The 22,732-nt window shown below is 59.5% G+C and carries 19 protein-coding genes; 13 read left to right on the forward strand and 6 right to left on the reverse strand.

What is annotated here, in order from left to right:
• Positions 1-97 precede the first annotated feature (97 nt).
• The 8 genes from AR456_RS10950 (at position 98) to AR456_RS10985 (ending at position 8,735) form a co-directional block, all read left to right on the forward strand.
• Positions 98-1,474, forward strand: a complete 1,377-nt coding sequence (locus AR456_RS10950; protein ID WP_081694559.1) for a PqiA/YebS family transporter subunit — start codon at positions 98-100, stop codon at positions 1,472-1,474.
• Positions 1,471-3,162 (forward strand): intermembrane transport protein PqiB, encoded by a 1,692-nt coding sequence (pqiB, locus tag AR456_RS10955; protein WP_021817349.1) that lies wholly within the window; start codon positions 1,471-1,473, stop codon positions 3,160-3,162. The genes AR456_RS10950 and pqiB overlap by 4 nt, the downstream gene beginning before the upstream one ends.
• Complete coding sequence (locus tag AR456_RS10960; protein WP_021817348.1) at positions 3,159-3,785, forward strand: PqiC family protein; 627 nt, start codon at positions 3,159-3,161, stop codon at positions 3,783-3,785. Before pqiB ends, AR456_RS10960 begins: the two co-directional genes overlap by 4 nt.
• 267 nt (positions 3,786-4,052) lie before the next feature.
• Complete coding sequence (locus AR456_RS10965) at positions 4,053-5,477, forward strand: DEAD/DEAH box helicase (protein ID WP_021817347.1); 1,425 nt, start codon at positions 4,053-4,055, stop codon at positions 5,475-5,477.
• A 43-nt stretch (positions 5,478-5,520) separates the two neighbouring features.
• Positions 5,521-6,021: a hypothetical protein gene (locus tag AR456_RS10970; RefSeq protein WP_021817346.1), complete on the forward strand. Its 501-nt coding sequence runs from the start codon at positions 5,521-5,523 to the stop codon at positions 6,019-6,021.
• Positions 6,022-6,082: 61 nt separating this feature from the next.
• Complete coding sequence (locus AR456_RS10975; protein WP_021817345.1) at positions 6,083-7,303, forward strand: CynX/NimT family MFS transporter; 1,221 nt, start codon at positions 6,083-6,085, stop codon at positions 7,301-7,303.
• Positions 7,304-7,362: 59 nt separating this feature from the next.
• The gene (locus AR456_RS10980; protein ID WP_021817344.1) at positions 7,363-8,409 is read left to right on the forward strand and encodes an asparaginase; all 1,047 of its coding nucleotides are present in this window, start codon (positions 7,363-7,365) and stop codon (positions 8,407-8,409) included.
• Between the two features lie 89 nt (positions 8,410-8,498).
• On the forward strand, positions 8,499-8,735 hold the full coding sequence (locus AR456_RS10985; protein ID WP_021817343.1) for a DUF2789 domain-containing protein: 237 nt from the start codon (positions 8,499-8,501) through the stop codon (positions 8,733-8,735).
• Between the two features lie 152 nt (positions 8,736-8,887).
• Here the strand turns inward: AR456_RS10985 and AR456_RS10990 are convergent, their stop codons facing one another.
• Positions 8,888-9,310 (reverse strand): SRPBCC family protein, encoded by a 423-nt coding sequence (locus AR456_RS10990; RefSeq protein ID WP_021817342.1) that lies wholly within the window; start codon positions 9,308-9,310, stop codon positions 8,888-8,890.
• 165 nt (positions 9,311-9,475) lie between these two features.
• Positions 9,476-10,840: a prephenate-dependent tRNA uridine(34) hydroxylase TrhP gene (trhP, locus tag AR456_RS10995; RefSeq protein ID WP_021817341.1), complete on the reverse strand. Its 1,365-nt coding sequence runs from the start codon at positions 10,838-10,840 to the stop codon at positions 9,476-9,478.
• Positions 10,841-11,055: 215 nt separating this feature from the next.
• Here trhP and queC point away from each other — a divergent pair, with 215 nt between their 5' ends.
• Genes queC through AR456_RS11015 form a run of 4 tightly spaced genes read left to right on the forward strand, consistent with a single transcriptional unit; the run spans position 11,056 to position 13,520 of the window.
• On the forward strand, positions 11,056-11,739 hold the full coding sequence (gene queC / locus AR456_RS11000) for a 7-cyano-7-deazaguanine synthase QueC (protein ID WP_021817340.1): 684 nt from the start codon (positions 11,056-11,058) through the stop codon (positions 11,737-11,739).
• Complete coding sequence (gene queE, locus AR456_RS11005; protein WP_021817339.1) at positions 11,732-12,397, forward strand: 7-carboxy-7-deazaguanine synthase; 666 nt, start codon at positions 11,732-11,734, stop codon at positions 12,395-12,397. The genes queC and queE overlap by 8 nt, the downstream gene beginning before the upstream one ends.
• Positions 12,397-13,260: a 6-pyruvoyl trahydropterin synthase family protein gene (locus AR456_RS11010; RefSeq protein WP_021817338.1), complete on the forward strand. Its 864-nt coding sequence runs from the start codon at positions 12,397-12,399 to the stop codon at positions 13,258-13,260. Before queE ends, AR456_RS11010 begins: the two co-directional genes overlap by 1 nt.
• Positions 13,257-13,520, forward strand: a complete 264-nt coding sequence (locus AR456_RS11015) for a YkgJ family cysteine cluster protein (protein WP_031206970.1) — start codon at positions 13,257-13,259, stop codon at positions 13,518-13,520. The genes AR456_RS11010 and AR456_RS11015 overlap by 4 nt, the downstream gene beginning before the upstream one ends.
• 84 nt (positions 13,521-13,604) lie before the next feature.
• On the opposite strand, the gene AR456_RS11020 is transcribed toward AR456_RS11015, so the two are convergent.
• The 3 genes from AR456_RS11020 to AR456_RS11030 are packed head-to-tail and all read right to left on the reverse strand — an operon-like array spanning position 13,605 to position 18,663.
• Positions 13,605-17,516: an ATP-binding protein gene (locus AR456_RS11020; RefSeq protein ID WP_021817336.1), complete on the reverse strand. Its 3,912-nt coding sequence runs from the start codon at positions 17,514-17,516 to the stop codon at positions 13,605-13,607.
• A gap of 32 nt (positions 17,517-17,548) precedes the next feature.
• Positions 17,549-18,181: a MiaE family protein gene (locus tag AR456_RS11025; protein WP_021817335.1), complete on the reverse strand. Its 633-nt coding sequence runs from the start codon at positions 18,179-18,181 to the stop codon at positions 17,549-17,551.
• On the reverse strand, positions 18,178-18,663 hold the full coding sequence (locus tag AR456_RS11030) for a DUF1289 domain-containing protein (RefSeq protein WP_021817334.1): 486 nt from the start codon (positions 18,661-18,663) through the stop codon (positions 18,178-18,180). Before AR456_RS11030 ends, AR456_RS11025 begins: the two co-directional genes overlap by 4 nt.
• Before the next feature lie 273 nt (positions 18,664-18,936).
• Here AR456_RS11030 and acnB point away from each other — a divergent pair, with 273 nt between their 5' ends.
• Positions 18,937-21,540: a bifunctional aconitate hydratase 2/2-methylisocitrate dehydratase gene (gene acnB, locus AR456_RS11035; protein ID WP_021817333.1), complete on the forward strand. Its 2,604-nt coding sequence runs from the start codon at positions 18,937-18,939 to the stop codon at positions 21,538-21,540.
• Between the two features lie 150 nt (positions 21,541-21,690).
• Here the strand turns inward: acnB and AR456_RS11040 are convergent, their stop codons facing one another.
• Complete coding sequence (locus tag AR456_RS11040; RefSeq protein WP_021817332.1) at positions 21,691-22,629, reverse strand: AraC family transcriptional regulator; 939 nt, start codon at positions 22,627-22,629, stop codon at positions 21,691-21,693.
• Positions 22,630-22,732: the final 103 nt, after the last annotated feature.

Consider the following 22,732-nt stretch of genomic DNA (forward strand, 5'->3'; position numbering starts at 1 on the left):
AGGATAGAATGGGCTGCATGGTTATCTATGGTGTCGCCCGCGTCAACGTGCCACACTTCCTTTCGACGAATCAGAGCCTTGGAGGATCGACCCTAAAGTGCCCAGCAAGGTCCGCGGACGTCTCGACCGCATTCGAAATACTCAGATCACGCATCACCCCGCGCCGGAGACGCAGCTCACTACACGCCGGCGCCTGCGGGCCTGTCATGAGTGCGACTGGGTCATGGCATTGCCGCCACTCAAACCGGGAGAGCAGGCGGACTGTGTCCGTTGTGGCCATACTCTGGTCAAACGTCACGCATACCCGGCCCAACGCAGCATGAGCCTGGCGCTGAGTGCCTTGATTGCGCTGGCTATCACGCTGATATTTCCCTTCATCAGCTTCAGTGCCAGGGGAATCGGCAACGAGATAGAGGTTACTCAATCAGCCACCGAGCTGCTTGTCTATCATCAGCCCATCGTCGCTCTGGTAGTCATGCTGGCAGTGTTTATCCTACCCGGGCTATATCTGATTGCGGTGGTATGGCTGCAATTCAGCCTGATGTTGCCCCAACGTCTCCCCTGGAGTCATGGCATAGCCCGATCGCTGTCCCACGTCGCGCCCTGGTTGATGGCCGATGTATTTATCGTCGGGACCATGGTCAGCCTGATCAAGATTGCAGGGCTGGCAGAAGTTGGCCTGGATATCGGCTTCTGGTCGTTTATCGTCTATGCCCTGCTGCTGCTGGCCACCACTCTGTCGCTGGACACTGATTGGCTGTGGTTCTCCTTGAGTGGCGAGCCTTTGGCACCAGAAGGCATACGTACCGGAGAGACCGCAGCGTCCCAGAAGCTGACCGGTTGTGCCGTATGCGGCCTCGTAGGGCGAATCAATGCACACGGCTCGGGCACGTGTGAGCGCTGTGGTGAGAAGCTTCATGTTCGACGCCCGGCCAGCCTTCAACGCTGCTGGGCTTTACTGGCAACGGCCGCAGTGTTGTATATTCCTGCCAACATATACCCGATCATGTACACCACCACGCTTGGTGATGAGAGCCCCAACACCATCATTGGCGGGGTTATCTACCTGGCCAGTCACGGCAGTTGGCCAGTGGCGATCGTGATCTTCGTCGCCAGCGTGATCGTTCCAATAGGCAAGCTACTGGCTCTGGTCTGGTTGTGTCTCGTCGCGCCACGCGCCGCGGACATGCGCGCCTTGACCCGCGCGAGACTCTATCGCCTCACTGAGCTGATTGGTCGCTGGTCAATGGTCGATGTATTCGTAGTTGCGATCCTCAGTGCCCTGATTCATGCCGGAGCTCTGATGTCGGTAACACCGGGTGCTGCCGCACTACCGTTTTCCGGGGTAGTAATAGTCACCATGCTGGCCGCGATGAGTTTTGATCCCCGTCTGCTGTGGGATGGCCTCGATTCCCGACCACAGCATGGCGACGACACCGCTGCCCCCGTTGATGAACAAGGAAGAACTTCATGAGTGAAGGCGACTCTCCCATACAGTCCACGCCACAGGAGGACGTGCACCGCGCGTCTGCCGCCCCCCAGAAGCGTCTGTCGCCGGTTTGGATCGTGCCATTCGTGGCGTTGTTGATCGGCGCCTGGCTGCTCTATGACAACTATTCCAGTCGCGGACCGGAGATTACTCTGCACCTGCCTTCGGCTGAAGGGATCGAGGCCGGAAAAACCCTGATCAAGACCCGCAATGTACAGGTTGGCAGGGTCGCGGAGGTACGCCTGAGCGATGACCTCAGCGAGGTGGAGATCAGCGCACGCATGGAGCCTGAAGCCACCGAAATGCTGGTCGAAGACAGCCATTTCTGGGTGGTCAAGCCACGCATCGATCGCGAGGGAATCAGCGGCCTGGGTACTGTGCTGTCTGGTGCCTACATTCAGCTCGAGCCCGGGCAGAGCGAAATTGAATCCCGTGACTTCGAGGTCAACGACCAGCCGCCAGTCGCGCCTCCCGGTGCCGAAGGCCTGCGCCTCAATCTGGTCAGTCAGATAGGCAACTCACTGAGTGTTGGTGATGCCGTGACCTTCCAGGGCGTCAACGTCGGCCGTGTCGAGGAAGCGACCTTCGATGTCGACACACAGACCATGCACCACAAGGTCTTCATCGAGAGTCCCTACAACGCTCTGGTGACCGAAAATACCCGCTTCTGGACAGCCAGTGGGCTGGATATCCAGCTCGGCTCTGAAGGCTTCCGCGTCAAGGTCGAGTCGATCAACGCCCTACTCGGCGGCGGCGTGACCTTTGGCGTTCCGGAAGATATTCCTGCTGGTGCCGACGCCGACGAGAATGCCACTTTCGAGCTGTATGCCGATGAAGAAACTGCGCGCCAGGGAACCTTCAACCGCTATCTCGAGTATGTCCTGATGGTCGAAGACACCGTGCGCGGCCTGAGTCGTGGCGCACCCGTAGAGTTCCGTGGCGTGCGCATGGGTACAGTAGCGGCAGTCCCCTGGAACTTCGGCACCCCCCAGGCCGACGACCGCGAACAGCTCGCCATTCCCGTGCTGATCCGTATTGAACCTCAACGACTCGGCCTTGATGCCAATGCCCTGGACCTGCGTGAATGGCGTGATCGCTTCGATCGACTGTTCGGTGAAGGGCTACGCGCCAACCTCAAGAGCGGCAACCTGCTGACCGGCGCATTGTTTGTCGATCTGAAGCTTGATCCAGAACTCAAGGGCGAGTACACCGCCGAAACCTTCGCTGACCGCCCGGTCTTCCCGATTTCCTCGGGAGGTCTGGCACAGATCCAATCGCAGATCACCGCACTGCTGGACAAGCTCAACCAGTTGGAGGTGGAACCCATTCTGACAGGATTGGATCGCAATCTGCATGTTGCCGAAGGCATGCTGAGCCAGGCTCGCCAGCTGGTGGAAAGCATGAATACTCTGGTGGGAAGCCCAGAGACGCGCGACCTGCCGCAGAACCTCAACCAGACCCTCGAGGAACTGCGTCATACTCTGGAAGGCCTGGGTCCGAACTCGGCCGCCTACCAGGACCTGACCCGCACTCTGGACGAAGTTGAAACTCTGGTGCGTGATCTACAGCCCGCCGCGCAGAAGATCAGCAATGATCCGCGCTCGCTACTGTTCGATAGCATTGATGGCGTGGACCCGATCCCACGCGCCCCTGCTGCAAGGAGCAACCCATGAGGTCAATATGGACGTCTGACCTGGTAAGCTTTCCAGGTCTGGCCAGCAAATTCGGCGTTATCATGGCAACCCTGTTGCTGACCGGTTGTGCCAGCAGTGGCGTCGAGACCACCAACTACATGCTGCCGGCGGATGCCGGCAGCGCAGACGCAACGCTTCCGGCTACGCACGACACCACGTTACTGATAGCGCGACCGCTAGTGGCCAAACATCTCGACCAGGAAGGTATCGTCCTGCAATTGGATGACATCACACTGAATGCAGCCACAACCAACCTTTGGGCCGCGCCGCTGCCCCAACAGCTCGAACGTGGCATGCGCGAGCGCCTGGCACATCGTCTACCCAGCACCCAGGTCCTGCTTAGTCAGGGCAACAGTCGCCGCGATGCAGTGACGCTTGAACTCAGCGTGGACAGCTTCCAGGGACGCTATGACGGCGCAGCTGTTGCCTCAGGGCAATGGATTCTGCGCGGAGGCGATGGCAAGGTGCAATCCTACGCGCCCTTCAACGCCGAAGTGACGCTCAACCAGGATGGCTATCCTGCGCTGGTCCGCGCGCTCGGCCGTAGCTGGGACGAGGTCGCCGACGAGATCACAGCAGGCTTTCACTCCTCTTCTCGCTGAGATCAGACGAATTGGCGTGGAGCATGCTTCCATGCGCAATGACGCAAGGCAGACGGGAACCCATCGGGTAAACATACCGAACGCAGGATGGGTTCCTCCTTTGCTGACGTTTTCCCCTGCTGCGCCGAACGCGCAAATCTGTCATCATGCACGCTGCGGATTTTCGGGGGTCCCCCAGCCGCAGCGGTCATCGATCTTTCCTCACGCCTTGCCAGGGACCGACGTCACTCCATGACGTCAAGCGAGTGCGTGCGAGCTGGAGCTTGCATGAGTTTTTCCGATCTCGGCCTGCGTGCCGAATTGCTGCGTGCCATCGAGGCGCAAGGCTACCAATCCCCTACCCCTATCCAGCGCCAGGCGATTCCGCTTGTCCTTGAAGGACGCGATCTACTGGCCAGTGCCCAGACAGGCACCGGCAAGACAGCAGGATTTACACTCCCCCTGCTGCAACGCCTCAGCGGGGGCCAACGCCCCCGTGCACGCCAGGTGCGTGCCCTGGTGCTCACCCCAACCCGTGAGCTTGCCGCGCAGGTCGGCGAGAGCGTACGTGAATATGGTCGCCACCTGTCTCTTACCAGCCATGTCATTTTCGGCGGTGTCGGCCAACAACCTCAGATCGACGCCGTGCGTCCCGGGCTCGACATTCTGGTCGCCACTCCCGGGCGCCTGCTCGATCTGCACCAACAACGCCACATAGACCTGAGCCGCGTCGAGATCCTCGTGCTCGATGAAGCCGACCGCATGCTCGACATGGGCTTTATCCACGATATTCGACGCGTGCTGAAGCTGCTTCCCGAGAAGCGTCAGAACCTGCTGTTCTCTGCGACCTTCTCCAATGAGATCCAACGCCTCGCCGAAGGACTGCTCGACAATCCGGCGAAGGTCGAGGTTGCACGTCGCAATACCACCGCCGAGAAAGTCGACCAGGCAGTGTATCGTGTCGACCGCGAGCGTAAACGCGAGCTGCTGTCACATCTGATCAGTTCACAGCAATGGTTCCAGGTACTGGTGTTCACCAGAACCAAACATGGTGCCAACCGCCTCGCCGAGCACCTCGGCAAGAGCGACATTCCGGCGATGGCAATTCACGGCAACAAGAGCCAGTCGGCTCGTACCCGTGCGCTGGATGCCTTCAAGTCCGGACAATTGCAGGTACTGGTTGCCACCGACATCGCTGCACGTGGCCTTGATATCAACGAACTGCCCCACGTGGTGAACTTCGAACTGCCCAACGTTGCCGAGGATTATGTCCACCGTATTGGGCGTACCGGCCGCGCCGGCAAGGAAGGCCTGGCGGTATCTCTGGTCTGTGTCGATGAACACGGTTTGCTGAAGAACATCGAACGCCTGATCAAGCGGGATCTTGAGAAGCATATCGAACCGGGCTTTGAACCTGATCCCAATGCACGCCCCGAGCCGATCGAGAATGGCCGTAATGGTCGCGGCCGTGGTGGCAGCCGGTCAAAGGATGGGGCACGGAGCAGTTCCGGTAACGGACAGGCTCGAGCCAACAACGGCAACCGCAGCAACAGCAGTAACCGCGGTAACAGCGACAGCCGTGGCAACGACGGGAACCGTGGTAGCCGCAGCAATGGCGGCAACCGAGACAGCAACGGCGGAAACCGTGGCAATGGCGACGCCGCAGCTCCTCGCCGCCGTCGTCGCAACAGCACACGGACGCGCCAGGCGTAATGCCGTCGCCAATCATCCATTCGTACCGATGAGGAACAGCACCATGGCTTCTCAAGAGATGATCAACGAATACCGTCGCTGGCGAGCCTTCCAGCGCCAGGCTCAACTGGACACTGAGCACCGCGCCGCCCGCCGCAAGATCGACGAGTCGCGCGTCTCGGCAACTCGCATGACCGAGGCGTACCGCGCCATGGCCGAAAAAGGCGCCGAGGAAGGTGCCTTCTACCGCACCATCTATCTGCGCAGCCATGAAGATGCCGCACTGACCTGCGAAGGTTGGTTATTCGTCCGCCGAGTGCTCGCCGAAGGTGGCTCCACCCGGGTCCGCGCAACATTGCTCGAAACCTTCCAACTGGCCAACGGCCAGTTGGAGCCAGGCAAGACTCCCGCCGAGAAAGTCACCCTCGAGATCTACGACCAACTACTGGTCGAGAAAGGCATGGCCACCGCAGTGCGCGTTGACCGTATCGATGGTGATCGTCAGGTGCAATTCCTGACCTTCTCCGATCAGGTACGTGGTGACATGCGTCGCCATCTCGACTGACATCCCGTAACGCCAATGGCTGGACCCGGCGAGGGTCCGGCCAGACACGGCAGACAAGCTCATGACCTTCTCGAAACTTCCGTGGCGATTTCTTCTGCTGATGGTACTGGTCGGCCTCAACCTGCGACCCGCGCTGTCTTCACTCGCTCCGCTGTTACATCGTGTCCAGCAGGATACTGGCCTGACCCCACTGGCCATCGGCGCCCTGACCACACTACCGGTACTCTGCCTGGGGCTGTTCGCCCCCATGGCACCCCGCCTGGCTCGCCAGTACGGGCCGGAGCGCGCGCTGAGCATTGCCCTGCTGGTCATTGCCTCTGGCCTGCTGGTGCGTTGGTGGCAAGCTCCCGCCGCACTGTTCATCGGAACGTTGCTGGTGGGTGCCGGTATCGGTGTAGCCGGATCGCTGCTACCGGCGCTGGTGAAGCGCGAACTCCCCAAGGGTGCAGACCTCATGACCGGCGTCTATACCATGGCGCTATGCCTTGGTGGTGCGCTCGGCGCCGCACTATCGATCCCGCTTGCTGAAAGCCTTGGCGGCTGGCCACGCAGCCTGGCGGCATGGTCATTGCTGGCGATCATCGCGCTGATCGCCTGGGAGGTGGCCATGCCTCGCACAGCGCCACTCAAGCACCAGCTCGGCCAGACCGGCACTGGCGCAACTCTCGGCCTGCTGCGTCAACCGTTGGCGTGGCAGGTGACGCTACTGATGGGCTCGCAATCTTCATTGGCCTATATCGTATTCGGCTGGCTTCCTACGCTGCTGGTCAATCGCGGCTACGGCGAGGCCGAGGCAGGCTGGCTGATGGGGTTGTCAGTCATGATCCAGCTCATTTCAGCACTTGCCGCTCCGTGGCTGGCTCGCCTCGGTCGCGACCAACGCCCCGCTCTATTGCTGGTCCTGAGCTTCTCAATGGCCGGACTATGGCTGTTGTTGATGGCCGATAGCAGCCTACGCTGGCTTGGCGTTACCCTGCTTGGCCTCGGCCAGGGCGGTAGCTTCAGTCTGGCTCTGACGCTGATTGTGCTGCGTACCTCGGATGCACGTCTCGCCGGGCGCCTATCAGGGCTTGCTCAGGGGGGCGGCTATGCCCTGGCATCACTCGGTCCGCTTGGCGTTGGCATCATGCTGGAAATGCAAGTCAGCACCGCTGCCGTTGCCTGGCTGTTGATGGCTATCGCGACAGTTGCTGCTCTTTGCGCCTGGTTTGCCGGACGCGCCAGGCAACTGGCTTTCACCGAGAGCGGCGGCTTGACGACGCTACCAGCACCAGTACGCTGATACGGCACTCACGAACCCACTTCCGATAACAGCCCATCGCCAGGAGACTGGATCGCACCATGCCCCATTCCCACAATGCCCCTCTGCTTATCCTCTACACCGGCGGCACCATCGGTATGGTCGAGACAGACAACGGTCTGGCGCCCGGTGATGACATGGAGGCCAGAGTTCGGCGTGCATTGGCAACGCTACCGCCTCAGCGACAGGCTCAGTTGCACCACTTCGAATGGCGAGAAACGTCGCGCTTGATCGACTCCAGTAGCGCGCGTCCCGGTGACTGGTCGAACCTCGCCCGGGAAATCGCCGAGTGCTATCGTGATTACGCGGGCATTCTGGTGCTGCATGGCACCGACACCATGGCCTGGACGGCTGCCAGCCTCGCCTTCCAGTTACAGGGCATCGATCGTCCTCTGGTCCTTACCGGCTCCATGCAACCACTGGAAGCCGCAGACAGCGATGCGCTCTACAACCTCGAAACCGCACTGCGCTATGCCGCTATGCCAGGCCTGCAGGAGGTCGCGCTGTGCATGAACGGCCAGCTACTGCGAGGCAGCCGGGCCCGCAAATGGCACACCACGGATCGCAACGCCTTCTCCAGCCCCAACCTGGCTCCGCTCGGTGAGCGCAAGGGCGACGATATCGTGCTGTTTGAAAGCCGTGGACTCGAGGCCAGCCAACGTGGCGCTCCACGCTTCGAGCTGCCGGACTATACCGGCCTCGAGGAGCGGGTGGTACGCATTACATTATGGCCTGGCATCAGCGCCCATCGGGTCGAGCAATGGCTGAGTGATCCTCTGGTCGCAGGTGCGCTGATCGAGGTCTGGGGAGGCGGTAATATTCCCGAAGACATCGAAATGGCTGCGGTGCTCGCCGAAGCTACCGGCCAGGGAAAACTGGTGGTAGCGATCAGTCAGTGTCCGTACGGCACCATCAAGATTGGCCACTATGCTGCAGGACAGATGCTCAATGCGGCAGGCGTGGTATCCGGTGATGACATGACACCGGAAGCCGCGTGGACCAAGCTGTTACACCTCGTGGCTCAACCACTTGAAGAAACTGATCGTCAGCGGCTTTTCCATACCAGTCTGGTAGGTGAGCGCAACTGACAGTCGAGCAGACCTGCGGGCAGAAACCTCAATTGCGGTATATGCTCGGGTGAGGACCCGGACCGTAATAATGTGAGGAGAACAACAGGATGGAACACCCCGATCACGCCTTCAGCGAACTCTTCGAGCAGCTCGGACTCGCGTCCGACGCTGCTTCCATCAAGCGCTTTATCGAACATAATTCCCCCCTGCCTGCCGACATGGAATTACCCAATGCTCCATGCTGGAACGAAGGCCAGGCCGAGTTTCTACGCGAAGCGATTGAAGAAGATGCCGACTGGGCCGAAGTCGTCGACCACCTGGATGTGTCGATGAGAAAAGCGTGAGGATATAAAGCAGCAAGCCTTGAGCTGCGGGCCATGAGCAGACCAATATCTTTATTTCCAGGCTCCTATCCTGCAGCTCTCACAGACAGGAATCCAGCTTCGGGGGATTGCTTCCCTCTTCCCTCTTCCCTCTTATATAGCTTATAGCTCATTCAGTATTGCCCCTTGAGCCGCTCTTCCACTCTGTGCAGGATCTGGCTACTCACCTTGCCAACCAGCGGCTTTGCAGCGCGCTGGACGGCACGGGCGACCAGACGGTTGCGGATTTCGTATTCGAGGATAAGTTTGACTCTGGTGCCCTCAGGAACGGCCTCCAACTCGTAGCGCCCCTGGTTACTGACACCATCCACCGAATGCCACGCCAGAACACTGGGCCGAACCTTCTCTGTGACCTTGACGTCGAAGGTCCAGTCGACCCCGATCGCATGCACGTACCAGCGATAGTGCTCATTACCCTGAGCCTCGATAGCCGTGATCAGGTCCGAATAGTCGGCAAAGTCCTCAACCCGTTCGAGAAGGTCAAATACCTGCTCTGGTGTGGCGGGTAGAGTCGCACTGTGTTCGACGGTCGCCATTCAATCTCCTGGCCAGACGTGTATGACGAATCCCGGGGTGATTTCAGTAAGTTCCTGATCAATTGACATATTAACCCGTGAATAACTCGATGATCAGGTTTCACAGGCACAAAGTAAAGAGAGGCTGGCACACGGTACCCCTCCAGGCCCATTTCACCCTGTGACTCACGACAAGTCACGCATCAGCAAGGCAAACTTCAGCTGTTCGGCATCCATCGTCTCACCTTCCAGAGCCAACCGCACCACATGCCCCGAGCCCGGCGCCACGTCAATCGACTGACCACTACGATTCTCCAGATGAGCGATGGTGAAACGCCGATTCCCCGCGGGGGTCATCAGCTCAACGGAATCGCCCACTGCAAAGCGATTGCGCACATCAATTTCCAGCATATGCCTTGTGTTAACAATATCGATGACTTCGCCGACAAACTGCTGATGCACTCCCACCGAATGACCGCGCTCGTAGTTCTGGTACTCGTCGTGGATATGGCGACGATAGAAACCTTCGGTATAACCGCGGTTGGCGAGGTTTTCCAACTCATCCATCAGTTGCATGTCGAAAGGCCGCCCCGCGACCGCATCATCAATCGCACGACGGTAGACCTGCGCAGTACGCGCCACATAGTAGTGCGACTTGGTGCGCCCCTCGATCTTGAATGAGCTGACCCCCATCGTCGCAAGCCGCGGAACATGCTGCACTGCACGTAGGTCCCGCGAGTTCATGATGTAGGTACCGTGCTCATCCTCATGCACTGGCATCAACTCACCGGGACGCGTACGATCCTCGATCAGTGCTGCCAGCGTCTGCTGGCCCTCGCGGCCTCCCACCGTGGGAATACTGTCCCCCGGTGTCCAGCCCCCGGAGACATCAGCGCCGGCAGAGGCAATCAGCTCACCCGAGGCATCGCTTTTTGCAGCATGTACGTCGTATTGCCAACGACAGGCATTGGTGCAGGTGCCCTGGTTGGGGTCGCGGTGGTTGAAGTAGCCGGACAACAGACAGCGCCCGGAATAGGCAATGCACAGCGCACCGTGGACAAAGGTCTCGATCTCGAGATCCGGGCATTGTTCGCGGAACTCAGCTATCTCTTCCAGCGACAGCTCCCGCGACAGAATGATGCGCTTGATACCCTGCTGTTGCCAGAAGCGCGCGGCCGCGTAGTTGACAACGTTGGCCTGTACCGACAGGTGGATAACCTGCTCCGGCCAGCGTTCGCGCACCATCATGATCAAGCCGGGGTCCGACATGATAAGCGCATCCGGTCCGGCCTCGATGACCGGTTCCATATCACGCAGATAGGTCTTCAGCTTGCTGTTGTGAGGAGCGATATTGGAGGCAATGTAGAAGTGCTTGCCTCGCTCGTGCGCATAGGCAATCCCGCGATGCAGGTTATCGACGCGGAAATCGTTGTTGCGTACGCGCAGCGAATAACGTGGCTGACCGGCATATACCGCATCTGCGCCGTAGGCAAACGCATAAGTCATGTTCTTGAAAGTACCAGCGGGAGACAGTAGCTCGGGAGCTTGCATGGAAAAATACCAGTTGTGACCAAGGCAACCGAGTATTCTTCCACGTTACAACTGTAATGATATTGACCTGCCTCACAGCCACACCCTACATTTCCACGACTGGTCAGCAGCACCCCAATTAGGTACCCTTGCGCAGCCGGACCGGACCCCGGCAGGCCAGATGCTTTCACCATGGAGCTTCTGGACCCCCAAATTCTCCGAATTCGAGTACTCTCATGACTGATTCCAGTAACGCCACCGTTGTCGTCTACTCCGGTGGCATGGACTCCTACACTGTCCTGCATCGCGTACTGCGCGAAACCCGCAATGTCCACGCGCTCTCCTTCCATTATGGCCAACGCCACTCCAGGGAGCTCGATGTCGCCCGCCGCGTCTGCGAAGAGCTGAGGGTCGCGCACCAGGTGGTCGATATCACCGCCATTCATGGCCTGATCGACAACTCTGCGTTGACTGATGACTCACGACCGATGCCCGATGACGACTACGCGGAGGACAACCTGACTGCCACGGTAGTCCCCAACCGCAATATGATCCTGCTGTCGCTGGCAATCGCCAAGGCGGTCAATGTCGGCGCTGGCCGCGTGGCCTACGGTGCGCATGGTGGTGACCATGTACTCTACCCTGACTGCCGGCCCGCCTTCGTCGAGGCGATGAACGACGTCGCAGCAATTGCCAACTTCTCGCCGGTCGAGATCCATGCACCCTACCTGAACGCCAATAAGGAACAGATCCTTGCCGACGGTCTGGCCATGGGTCTCGATTACGCCAACACCTGGACCTGCTATGTCGGCGAGGAACTGGCCTGTGGCCGCTGTGGCAGTTGTCGCGAACGCCTCGCCGCCTTTGCCGCCCACGGGATCAAGGATCCACTGAACTACGCGGATACCTCCCATGTATAGCGTCAAGGAAGCCTTCTATACCCTGCAGGGAGAAGGCATACAGGCGGGGCGTGCCAGCGTGTTCTGTCGCTTCAGCGGCTGCAATCTATGGTCCGGACGCGAGCAGGACCGTGAGCGTGCCCAGTGTCGCTTCTGCGATACCGATTTCGTCGGCACCGATGGCCAGGGCGGTGGTCGCTTTTCCGACGCCGCCAGCCTGGCTGACCATATCGTCGAACTATGGCCGTTTCCTGTGGGAGCATCAGGCTCGGTGCCCTATGTGGTGTTTACCGGTGGTGAGCCGCTGCTGCAATTGGACGCAGCCTTGATCGATGCCATGCACCAGCGGGGCTTTGAAGTAGCGGTCGAAACCAATGGCACCTTGCCAGCGCCACCCGGCATCGATTGGATCTGCGTCAGCCCCAAGGGCGATGCACCTCTGGCCCAGACATATGGCAATGAACTCAAGCTGGTCTATCCCCAGCGAGACCTGGCACCCGCACGCTTTTCCGGACTCGAGTTTGACCACTTCCTGTTGCAGCCCATGGATATCAGTCACGTGCCTGAGCACCACATTCCAACCACGGAGAGTCCGATGCAGGCAACTCTGGAATACTGTCTGTCCAATCCTCTCTGGCGATTTTCGCTGCAGACTCACAAGATCGCGGGGATCGCATGATGTCACTATTTGTCAATCAACTGACTCACCTTGATGTATCGCTGTGGTGCCCGGACAAGGGGCTGGTCGGCGCGAGCTGGCACCTTGATGCCGAACTGTTCGGTGAGCTTGGTGAGGACGGCATGCTGTTCGACTTCGGCGAGGTAAAACCCTGGATCAAATCGCGCATCGACGCGGGGGCCGACCACACGCTGCTGGTGCCGGGCAAGGCACCAGGCGTCGATATCAGCGACTGCCCCGAAGGCATGCGTATCCGTATGAAAACGCCTTATCCCATGGAAGTGCGCGGTCCTCGCCAGGCATTCACCATCCTGCCCTGCACGCGCATTGATACGGACAACCTGGCCGAGCACCTGACCCAGAGCCTTGGTCGCCGTTTTCCGGAACGTGTCGAGCGTATCGTTCTGCGTTTACGTGAAGAAGTCATTGATGGCGCCAGCTATCGCTACAGCCATGGCCTCAAGCGCCATGCCGGCAATTGCCAGCGCATCGCTCATGGCCATCGCTCACGACTGACAATCTTTCAGAATGGCGAGCGCCAACCTCACCTCGAAAGCCATTACGCCGCCTGGCTGGACAACAGTTATCTGGTCAGCGCCGAGGACATTGTCGCCGAAGGAGGGGCGCGCGACGCAACTCTGAGCACGGCATACCGTTCCGCTCAAGGGCAGTTCCATCTGACACTGCCACGTGAGCGCTGCCGAGTACTGGCCAGCGCCACCACCGTCGAAAACATTGCGATCTGGTTAACCCGCGAGATTACTCGAGCCACTGGCGTCGCCACCCAGTTGCACGCCTTCGAGGGAATCGACAAGGGAGCCTGCTACGAAATCGCCCCTGAGCAACTGGCACGGGAAGCATGACAGCACCGCATGCGGGTTGCCGTCCGGGTTGTGGCGCATGCTGTATCGCGCCTTCGATCAGCTCACCGATACCGGGTATGCCTCAGGGCAAACCCGCCGGTGTGCGCTGTGTTCAACTCGACGACGACAACCTGTGTCAATTGTTCGGAGACGCCAGGCGACCTCAGGTCTGTCTGGCCTTCGACTTCGATGCTGAGCTGTGCGGCGACTCCCGCGATGAGGCCCTGAAACTGATCACCGAGCTGGAGCAACTGACCTGAGACGTTGCCCAGGTCAGTTGTCGCCATCATGACAGCACTCATGACAGCACTACGGCGACCGCCAGCTTCACGATAGCGACAGCTTCACACATCGGATGTCTGCGATACCCGACGATCCAGCAGGTTGCGCCAGCGCACCAGCATCGGCGCATCACTGAGCGATATACCTGCCTGCAACTGACGGAATTGCTCACGAGCCTCTTCATCGTCAGGGGCGACGCGTGTCAACCATAGCTCCAGCGCGCACAACTGTTGATGAACATTGCCATCGCTTTGAGCTTCCTCCCGCGCCTGTACCGCCAGACTGCGCACTGTGTCACGGCTGCGCCCCAATTGGTCGCTCACAGATGCCAGACGAATCGCCAACTCCGGTACGAATAGGCTATTACGTTCACGCGCCAGCAACAGGCACTGATCCAGGTAGTCTTCGACACGCTCTAGATCGCCCAACGCCACACAGGCATCGGCATACCACAGATTAGGCCGTTGATAGGAATCACCACCAGTGATCTCCGCCAGCTCATCGCAGGCCGCCTCGATCTGCACCAACCCTTCTCGATTACCGGCCATTGCCTGCTGCCAACCCAGCACAGCACGCGACGAAACCTGCCACAGATGCAGGTGTGACGACCCGGTCAGATCAAAGGTACGTTGAGCACGATGGGCTGCTTCGTGAACATGTCCCAACTGTCGATACAGAGCCGCCGCATACATCAGTGCCATCGCCAGACTACCGGGGTGATTGATCTCCTCGGCAAGGCGAATGGCGGCTTCAATCTGCTGCTCGGCACGGCGGTAATTGCCGCGCAGGCACAGTGCCCAGGCATGGAAGCAGGCGGCAGCCACCTGAGGATGATCGGAGAACGGCAACCATTCGATCATCATCGGCGTGTTGAGTGGATCGAGCTCCTCAAGGTGATCATAGGCCTGGGGAATACGTCCGGCCCAGTATTCACAGCTGGCACCGGCGTAGTCGGCCAACCTCTGGTAGCGTGGATCCTCGAGTTGTGCCGCCAGATCACCGAGCCGCGACGCGAGCATGAAGGCATCGGCATGAGCGTGGCGTTGGCTGCAGCCTACCCAGAGCCCCCACTTGACGAGGAAGGCCTGTTCGAGGTCTTCCTCATCTTCGAGCTGCATACCGCAAGCCTGCAGCAACTCCTGCGCCTTGACGAAACTTTCATGGGCGGCTGGCGAGCCATGTCCTTCCAACGCGAAGGCTGCCTGCCCCCGCACAGTGAGCAAGCTGATCTCACGGTCATGTTGGTCATCCACCTGCCGCAACGCGGCAAGGCCAAAGTCAGCCATCTTCAACGCCGTACGATTGGCACTGACCTTGAGCGCCTCACGTGCCGCCAGCTCGAAGTAGCGAGCACCTCGGGCGTAGTGGCCGCTACGCCGTAGATGGATGGCGAAATCCCCGGGATGACGACTGATCCAGGCCGGATAGCGTTCCTCGATCAGGCACACCACCTGACGGTGAATATCAATCCGTACATCACGCGGACAGGATAGATAGGCCGCTTCATGCAGCAGTTGGTGGGTAAACTGGTATTCGCGGATGTTGCCCTCGCCTTCCACCGGCTCGATGATCTCGAGTCTGCGCATGGCATCCAATGCACGACTGAGCCGTCCCTGCTCCCAACCACAACACTCGGAAAGGAAATCGAAGCGAAAGTACCGGCCAAGCACAGCGGCAATATGCGCTACGTCTCGGTCACTGTCGAGCTGGTCGATACGACTGCTCAGCAGACCAAACAGGCCATGAGGCAGCTCTTCAAACTGTACGGCACGCCCCTCACGGCGATCCATATCCAGGCGGCGACAGATTTCCTGCAGATACAGCGGGACACCGTCACAGCGCTCGATAATCTGGCCGCGCAAGCGCGGCGACAGATGCAAACGGTAACGGCGTGCCAGCTCCGTCAACAATCGTGACGACTGCATGGCATCCAGTCGCCCCAGAGTGATCTGCTGATCCCAATGCAGACGAGTCGGCAAGGCTTCACGCCCATGATGACTGGCGATCAGCAGGAATGGGCAGTTGATTGGCAAGCGAGCCTGAAGCCCGGCCAGCACCTTGAAGGACGGCTCATCGACCCACTGCAGGTCGTCAATCATCAGCACCAGCGGGCATCGTGCTGCCAGCACATTGACCAGTCCGTGCATCAGGCTGACGATCAACTCCGACGCTTCACTGCTCTGCGCCAGTGCTGATGCCTCATGAGGTCTACCGACACCCAGAGCTTCCTCCAACCAGCGCCAGGCTTCCTCTCGGAGGGGAGCAAGTCCCAGCTCCTCGACCAGAGTGGCCAGCGACTCACGGGTGATTTCCTGCTGTAGGTGCCAGCGCAATAACTGACGTGCAACGCCATACGGCTCCTGCACGGACAAGCGAGTGTTGGGTTGCCAGCAGATCGAGGCGTCACGACTCTGCTCCAGATGGCGGAACCCCACCAGCAGCGCCGACTTACCCAGGCCGGAAGGCCCCCTCACCAACACACTCTGACGCAGGCCAATGCCCGCTCGCGCCAGGGCATCACGCAGCGTACGTAGCGCACTCTCTCGCCCAACCAGGCTTGGCGGCGTAGCTTCGCGCCCCCCCTCATTGTCCCCCAACACCAGGGCCCGCAACCGCACACGGCCGTCACTGGCCACCAACCGTGAGTACAGCCGTGGCTGAAGATCCAGCGCTGGCGGCATATGCTGGCTGGCCTGCTGGGAGATAACCAACTCGCTCCCCTCCGCAGCACTCATCAACTCAAGTGCCCCCTGCGTGACCTGTCCGAGTGGATCGACCAGGTGACGAGATGGCAGGTAGACCACCTGACCACTATTGAGACCGGCGGCCAGCTCAATCTCCGGCAGCTCACTCTCGCCGCTCCAGTGACGTGCGGACTCATCCGCCATCTGGCGACGACAATGCTCATAGAGTGCAACAAGCTCCGCCAACTGATGTGATGGTCCGTGAGTTCCAAAGCAAGCCAGCCCCAGACCACCAGTGGCACCGGGCAACCAGAAACCGCCGAGGTGGTGGCACTGCTGCTCCAACCAGCGCATCAACTCGAACTGGAGGGTCAGAGTGGCGCGTGTTTCGGCACGACTGCCGAGATCAGCAGACAGACGCAGGCGGATCGCCATGACCGACAACTGACGGCTTTCCACTTCTTCTTCATCAAGTGGCGCACTGTCAACCGCCAGAGCACGTGAAAAGGCACCCTTTGGCGAATGCGATGAGGCATCCTGCTGAGTATCCGACCAATGGGCTGCCAGTTGCAGAAAACTCGGTTCCGGTTGCTGACCCGACAGCGCCAGCATCTGCAGAAAACCGTTGTACTGCTCATGCGCTGCAGCCATCTGTCCGTGTTCGGCGAGCTGCCTTACCAGACGCTCATGGAAGGGGCCATAGCCGGAAAAACGACTGACCAGCCCATGCAACAGTCCGTCAGGCACACTGCCCTTCTGGCCTAGCACTTCTTCCGCAAAACGAATCACTTTCTGGCGCCACTCGTTGCGTGCCTTGAGTAGCAAGCGCTGAAATTCCGGGCACGATGGAAGTTGCAACTCCTCAACGAGATCACCGCGATAGCAACTCAATATACGCTCGAGGTTCTCGACATCCTGAGGACCGCTCAGCAAGCGCTGAAGGTCGTGAACATCAAAGCCCCAGTCATCAGGCAGTCGAAACGCGATGGTCTGGCGCGACACGCATAGCACGCGGTCAGCATCATCACCCAGTGACTGACGCAGACAGTGCAAGGCATGACGCAGATTGGTCCGGCCTGATGACAGGCCCTGATCGGGCCATAACAACTCGGCCAGGGTGGCTCGGTTCACCGGCTGCTGGTTGAGCAGCAGATATACCAACAGCGCCTTGACCTTGTCGTAACTGAACTGATTGACAACATCGTCCCCAAGCGTCAGGGAGAATTGCCCAAAGAGTGCCAGGTAATCCTGGTCTAGTGTCTGGGAGGCTTCTTGTAGGGCGTCCCTCATGGTGATGTCCCTGCATGGCGGTGTACTGGCTATCAGGCTGGCACACCGCTGTGAAAACGAAAGGCAACATCCTTTTGGGTTACCAGTTCCTTCTCGCGCGCTCGGAATTCTTCGATACGCACATCAATGTCGCTGACGGACAACTGACGCGCCAGCATCAGGTAATCCTCGAAATGCCGTCCCTCTGACTTGACCAGACTACGGTAGAACCTGGCAAGCTCTGAATCCAGGTGCGGGATCAAACATGCAAATCGCTCACAGCTACGCGCTTCTATCAGTGCACCGACAATAAGGATATCGACCAGCCGCTCCGGATCTTCAGTTCTCACCAGTTGACGCAGTCCGTCCGCGTAGCGAGATGCGCTGAGGTGGCGATACACGATTCCCCGCTCACGCATGATCTTGACGACTTGTTCGAAATGCAGGATTTCCTCGCGCGCCAGTTGTGACATGCGCACCAACAGCTCGTGCTGGTCAACGTAGCGGTACATCAGGCTCATCGCCGTGGATGCCGCCTTCTTTTCGCATTGAGCATGGTCAATCAACAACAGCTCTTCGTTGTCGAGCGCCCACTCGACCCAGGCCACAGGCGTGGCACAAGGGAGAAAGTCGAGCAACTCGACAGGCACCAACGCATCGGTGCCGGCATCTTGCCTGGCGGTCATATAGCACTATCTTCCAGTCGTTCATCTTCCAGACGTTCGCAGCTCCTCGCGTCAGGCTCCCCGCGGCGACGGCGTTCACCAGCTTCCGCCAGTGCCTGACCAAGGGCTACATAAAGTTGTTGCGGGTCATCGGGTGCGGATGGCTCAAGCGCAATACCGTAGCGCGACAGGTCCTGGATACGATCGCGTCCGACACGCAGCAACTCGACCACACGTGACAATGCTGGCTGGGCATCTCGGAAACGAACGCGATAGCGCTTCAACTGATCCTCGAGACATTGCGCATCAACAACACACAAGAAGCGTGTAGCCACTTCGACACGCATGGCGTCCAGCTCCTGTATCCGGCACTCTCGCTGCTCGGACGACATCGTCATCCAGTCATGGATCTCGACATCATGGCGCTGACAACCGCGGCAGACGCTGTCCCCCACCGTGGTGGAACACAGACCAACACACGGCGATACGATGCGTTGTGACATCGCCCCCTCCCGAATGCATTAACCCGTTAATGGTACCTTCTACCCCCAGGATAGGCACCCTTACTGCTGGCGAATTACCCAACAGGATGCCTGAACCCAATATTCATGTGCATTTTTTGCCTTGTTTTCCCCTCCGCCAAGGCTCTCGCTTAACATTGTCTACAATTTATTCTAGAATCTCGGCACCGTTGACACCGGTGACCATCACGGCGGTCGATGACTCATCCCATAGCGCCGCATCCGTGACCACCAACAACCAATGAGGGCCATCACGTGCTTGAAGCCTATCGCCAACATGTCGAAGAGCGTGCCCAGGAAGGCGTCCCCCCCAAGCCCCTGAATGCAGAACAGACTGCCGAGCTGATCGAACTGCTCAAAGCGCCGCCGGCAGGCGAGGAAGAAGCCATTCTGGACCTACTGACCAACCGCGTGCCGCCGGGTGTCGATGAGGCCGCCTACGTCAAGGCCGGTTTCCTCACCGCCATCGCCAAAGGCGAGGCGCAGTCCCCGCTGATCGACAGGATCCACGCCGTCAAACTGCTGGGTACCATGCAGGGCGGTTACAACATCGTCACTCTCGTCGAGCTGCTCGATGATGCCGACCTCGCGAAAGAAGTCGGCGAACAGCTCAAGCACACCCTGCTGATGTTCGATGCCTTCCATGATGTCGCCGAGCGTGCCAGCTCCGGCAATGCCGTCGCCAGGGACGTCATCCAATCATGGGCCGACGCAGAATGGTTCCTGTCGAAGCCAGCCCTCGCCGACAAGATCTCGCTGACGGTTTTCAAGGTTCCCGGTGAAACCAACACCGACGACCTGTCTCCGGCACCGGATGCCTGGTCACGCCCGGATATCCCGCTGCATGCCAATGCCATGCTCAAGAACGAGCGTGAAGGCATCGAGCCGGAAGTTCCCGGCACCAAGGGGCCGCTGGCACAGATCGAAGAGGTCAAGGCCAAAGGCTTCCCCGTCGCTTACGTCGGTGACGTCGTCGGTACGGGTTCGTCGCGCAAATCCGCCACCAACTCGGTGTTGTGGTTCTTCGGTGACGATATTCCCAACGTCCCCAACAAGCGAGCTGGCGGCTTCTGCTTCGGCAGCAAGATCGCGCCGATTTTCTTCAACACCATGGAAGACGCTGGCGCCCTGCCTGTCGAGATGGATGTCGCGAAGATGGAAATGGGCGACGTGATCGACGTCTACCCTTACGAGGGCAAGGTCTGTCGCCACGATAGCGACGAAGTCCTCTCCACCTTCGAACTCAAGACTCAGGTCATTCTTGATGAAGTTCGCGCTGGAGGCCGGATCCCGCTGATCATCGGTCGCGGTCTGACCGAAAAAGCGCGGGAGGAGCTTGGGCTGGAAGCATCCGATGTGTTCCGCAAGCCGGAGCAGCCGAAGGATACCGGTAAAGGCTTCACCCTGGCCCAGAAGATGGTCGGCAAGGCCTGCGGTATGGACGGCGTGCGTCCGGGCATGTACTGCGAGCCGAAGATGACCACTGTCGGCTCCCAGGATACTACCGGCCCGATGACTCGTGACGAGCTCAAGGATCTGGCCTGCCTCGGCTTCCAGGCCGACCTGGTCATGCAGTCCTTCTGCCACACCAGTGCCTACCCCAAGCCGGTGGACGTGGAAACTCACCACACCCTGCCCGACTTCATCATGAACCGCGGTGGCGTTTCCCTGCGCCCGGGCGACGGTATCATCCACTCATGGCTGAACCGCATGTTGCTGCCCGATACCGTAGGTACCGGTGGCGATTCTCATACCCGCTTCCCGATGGGCATCTCCTTCCCGGCCGGCTCTGGTCTGGTGGCCTTTGCCGCCGCGACTGGCGTCATGCCGCTGGACATGCCGGAATCGATTCTGGTGCGCTTCAAGGGTGAGCGTCAGCCCGGTGTCACGCTGCGTGACCTGGTGCATGCCATCCCCTACTACGCTATCCAGCAAGGCCTGCTGACTGTCGAGAAATCCGGCAAGAAGAATGCCTTCTCCGGCCGTATTCTCGAAATCGAAGGCCTTGAGGAATTGACCGTCGAGCAAGCCTTCGAGCTGTCCGACGCCAGTGCTGAGCGCTCCGCTGCCGGCTGCACCATCACTCTCTCCGATGAGTCGGTGAGTGAGTATCTCAAGTCGAACATCACGCTGCTCAAGTGGATGATTGCCAACGGCTACGGTGACAAACGCACCATCGAGCGCCGTATTCTGGCCATGGAAGAGTGGCTGGCCAACCCGTCGCTGATGCGTGCGGACGCCGATGCTGAATATGCCGAAGTGATCGAGATCGATCTCAGCGAGGTCAAGGAGCCGGTACTCTGCGCACCCAATGACCCCGACGATGCTCGTCTGTTGTCTGAAGTCGCGGGCGAGAGCATCGATGAGGTGTTCATCGGCTCGTGCATGACCAACATCGGCCACTTCCGTGCCGCCGGCAAGCTGCTCGAGAAGATCCCGGCAGGCAGTCTCAAGACACGTCTGTGGCTGGCACCGCCGACCCGTATGGATCAGCATCAGCTGACCGAGGAAGGCTACTACGGTATCTACGGCCGTGCTGGTGCTCGCATGGAAATGCCGGGCTGCTCGCTGTGCATGGGTAACCAGGCTCGTGTCGCAGCGAAGAGCACTGTGGTATCGACCTCCACACGTAACTTCCCCAACCGTCTCGGGGATGGCGCAGATGTCTACCTCGCCTCTGCAGAGCTGGCTGCCGTTGCCGCGGTGGAAGGTCGTCTGCCGACAGTAGACGAGTACCGCCGTTACATGGGAGAATTCGATGCAATGGCGGGGGAAATCTATCGCTATATGAATTTCCACGAAATCGAGCAGTATCAGAAGACTGCCTCGAACGTGATACCGGTAGCTCAGGAAGCCTGAGCCACCAAAGCAGAGGCTCGGAAGAGCCTCTGACTGTCGACTCCGATGCTCGCAACATCGAAAGGCCTCTTGAGGCCCGAGCCGATGAACGAAGCGCCCTCCGGGGCGCTTTTCTTTTGTCTGTTTTCTTGTCCGAGCTGTCTCGTATGTCTAGCCTTGCGAAGGGCTGACACCAAAGTAACGTTTGTACTCACGGCTGAACTGCGAAGTGCTGCGGTAACCAACCTCACTCGCGGCTCTAGCGACATTGATACGCTCTTGACCAAGCAGGACTCTCGCCCTCAACAGGCGTAAACGCTTGAGGTACTGCACCGGCGATAGCTGAGTCGTACGTTTGAAGTGGTGATGAAAGTGCGAGGGGCTCATGTTGGCACGTTCGGCGAGAGCTTCGACACTCAGCGCGTCGGCGAAGTGGCCATGCAGGTAGTCCAGCGACTCGGCAATGCGGGCATAGTGGCCCTGGCGTTGCACCAGCTGTCGCAGCGATTGCCCTTGCGGACCGACCAGCACTGCGTAGAGCACTTCTCGTACTCTTCCCGCCCCCAGTGCACGACTGGCGGCCTCGTCATGCAGGCAGTTCACCAGCCGTTGAATCGCCTCCGCCATAGGCATGTCGAGTGCGACTGACGCCATCGGCTCGGGAGAGCCCTGGTCCGTGGCACCCGACTCCGGCACATGGTGAACCAACTCACTCAGACTGAGCGGGTCCACGGCAATGGAAATACCCAGCAAAGGTGCATCGGGCGCCGCCAGGGTCTCGCACTCAAACGGCAGCGGCATCGCCTGAACCAGGTAATTGCCGGGGCCATAGTGGATGATTCTGTCCTCCAGGTAACCGATCTTGTCTCCCTGAACGATAACGAAGATCCCGGGTTCATAGATCAAGGGAGTGCGCGGACAGCTACATCGTGATGCAATCAGTTTCACCCCCTCGATGGCAGTTGTGGAAAACCCCTCCCCCGTGACCAGAGACGCAAGACTGTCTGCCAGGCGGGTGACGACCGCATCGCCATGGCTGCTGCCTGCCGATGTCATCGAGCCATGAGCAACACGGCCTGGCGCTGGTGCTGTTGGAATGTCGTCGAGCATGTGGCCTCCGGTACAGTTCCGATAAACCCAATCGGCACTTTCAGCGTATTGTGCATGATTTCTGCGAGAAATGAGCATGAGGTGATGAATTGACATAGGATCA

This window comes from Halomonas huangheensis (genome assembly GCF_001431725.1).
Lineage (GTDB): Bacteria > Pseudomonadota > Gammaproteobacteria > Pseudomonadales > Halomonadaceae > Halomonas > Halomonas huangheensis.

Bases quoted from the DNA above. Each gene is read 5' to 3' on its own strand.
- trhP (WP_021817341.1), bottom strand. From the start codon at position 10,840: ATGCAAGCTCCCGAGCTACTGTCTCCCGCTGGTACTTTCAAGAACATG.
- queC (WP_021817340.1), top strand. From the start codon at position 11,056: ATGACTGATTCCAGTAACGCCACCGTTGTCGTCTACTCCGGTGGCATG.
- queE (WP_021817339.1), top strand. From the start codon at position 11,732: ATGTATAGCGTCAAGGAAGCCTTCTATACCCTGCAGGGAGAAGGCATA.
- AR456_RS10980 (WP_021817344.1), top strand. From the start codon at position 7,363: ATGCCCCATTCCCACAATGCCCCTCTGCTTATCCTCTACACCGGCGGC.
- AR456_RS10965 (WP_021817347.1), top strand. From the start codon at position 4,053: ATGAGTTTTTCCGATCTCGGCCTGCGTGCCGAATTGCTGCGTGCCATC.
- AR456_RS11015 (WP_031206970.1), top strand. From the start codon at position 13,257: ATGACAGCACCGCATGCGGGTTGCCGTCCGGGTTGTGGCGCATGCTGT.
- AR456_RS10985 (WP_021817343.1), top strand. From the start codon at position 8,499: ATGGAACACCCCGATCACGCCTTCAGCGAACTCTTCGAGCAGCTCGGA.
- AR456_RS10970 (WP_021817346.1), top strand. From the start codon at position 5,521: ATGGCTTCTCAAGAGATGATCAACGAATACCGTCGCTGGCGAGCCTTC.
- AR456_RS11010 (WP_021817338.1), top strand. From the start codon at position 12,397: ATGTCACTATTTGTCAATCAACTGACTCACCTTGATGTATCGCTGTGG.
- AR456_RS10990 (WP_021817342.1), bottom strand. From the start codon at position 9,310: ATGGCGACCGTCGAACACAGTGCGACTCTACCCGCCACACCAGAGCAG.
- AR456_RS11030 (WP_021817334.1), bottom strand. From the start codon at position 18,663: ATGTCACAACGCATCGTATCGCCGTGTGTTGGTCTGTGTTCCACCACG.
- pqiB (WP_021817349.1), top strand. From the start codon at position 1,471: ATGAGTGAAGGCGACTCTCCCATACAGTCCACGCCACAGGAGGACGTG.
- AR456_RS10960 (WP_021817348.1), top strand. From the start codon at position 3,159: ATGAGGTCAATATGGACGTCTGACCTGGTAAGCTTTCCAGGTCTGGCC.
- AR456_RS11025 (WP_021817335.1), bottom strand. From the start codon at position 18,181: ATGACCGCCAGGCAAGATGCCGGCACCGATGCGTTGGTGCCTGTCGAG.
- AR456_RS10975 (WP_021817345.1), top strand. From the start codon at position 6,083: ATGACCTTCTCGAAACTTCCGTGGCGATTTCTTCTGCTGATGGTACTG.
- AR456_RS11020 (WP_021817336.1), bottom strand. From the start codon at position 17,516: ATGAGGGACGCCCTACAAGAAGCCTCCCAGACACTAGACCAGGATTAC.
- AR456_RS11040 (WP_021817332.1), bottom strand. From the start codon at position 22,629: ATGCTCGACGACATTCCAACAGCACCAGCGCCAGGCCGTGTTGCTCAT.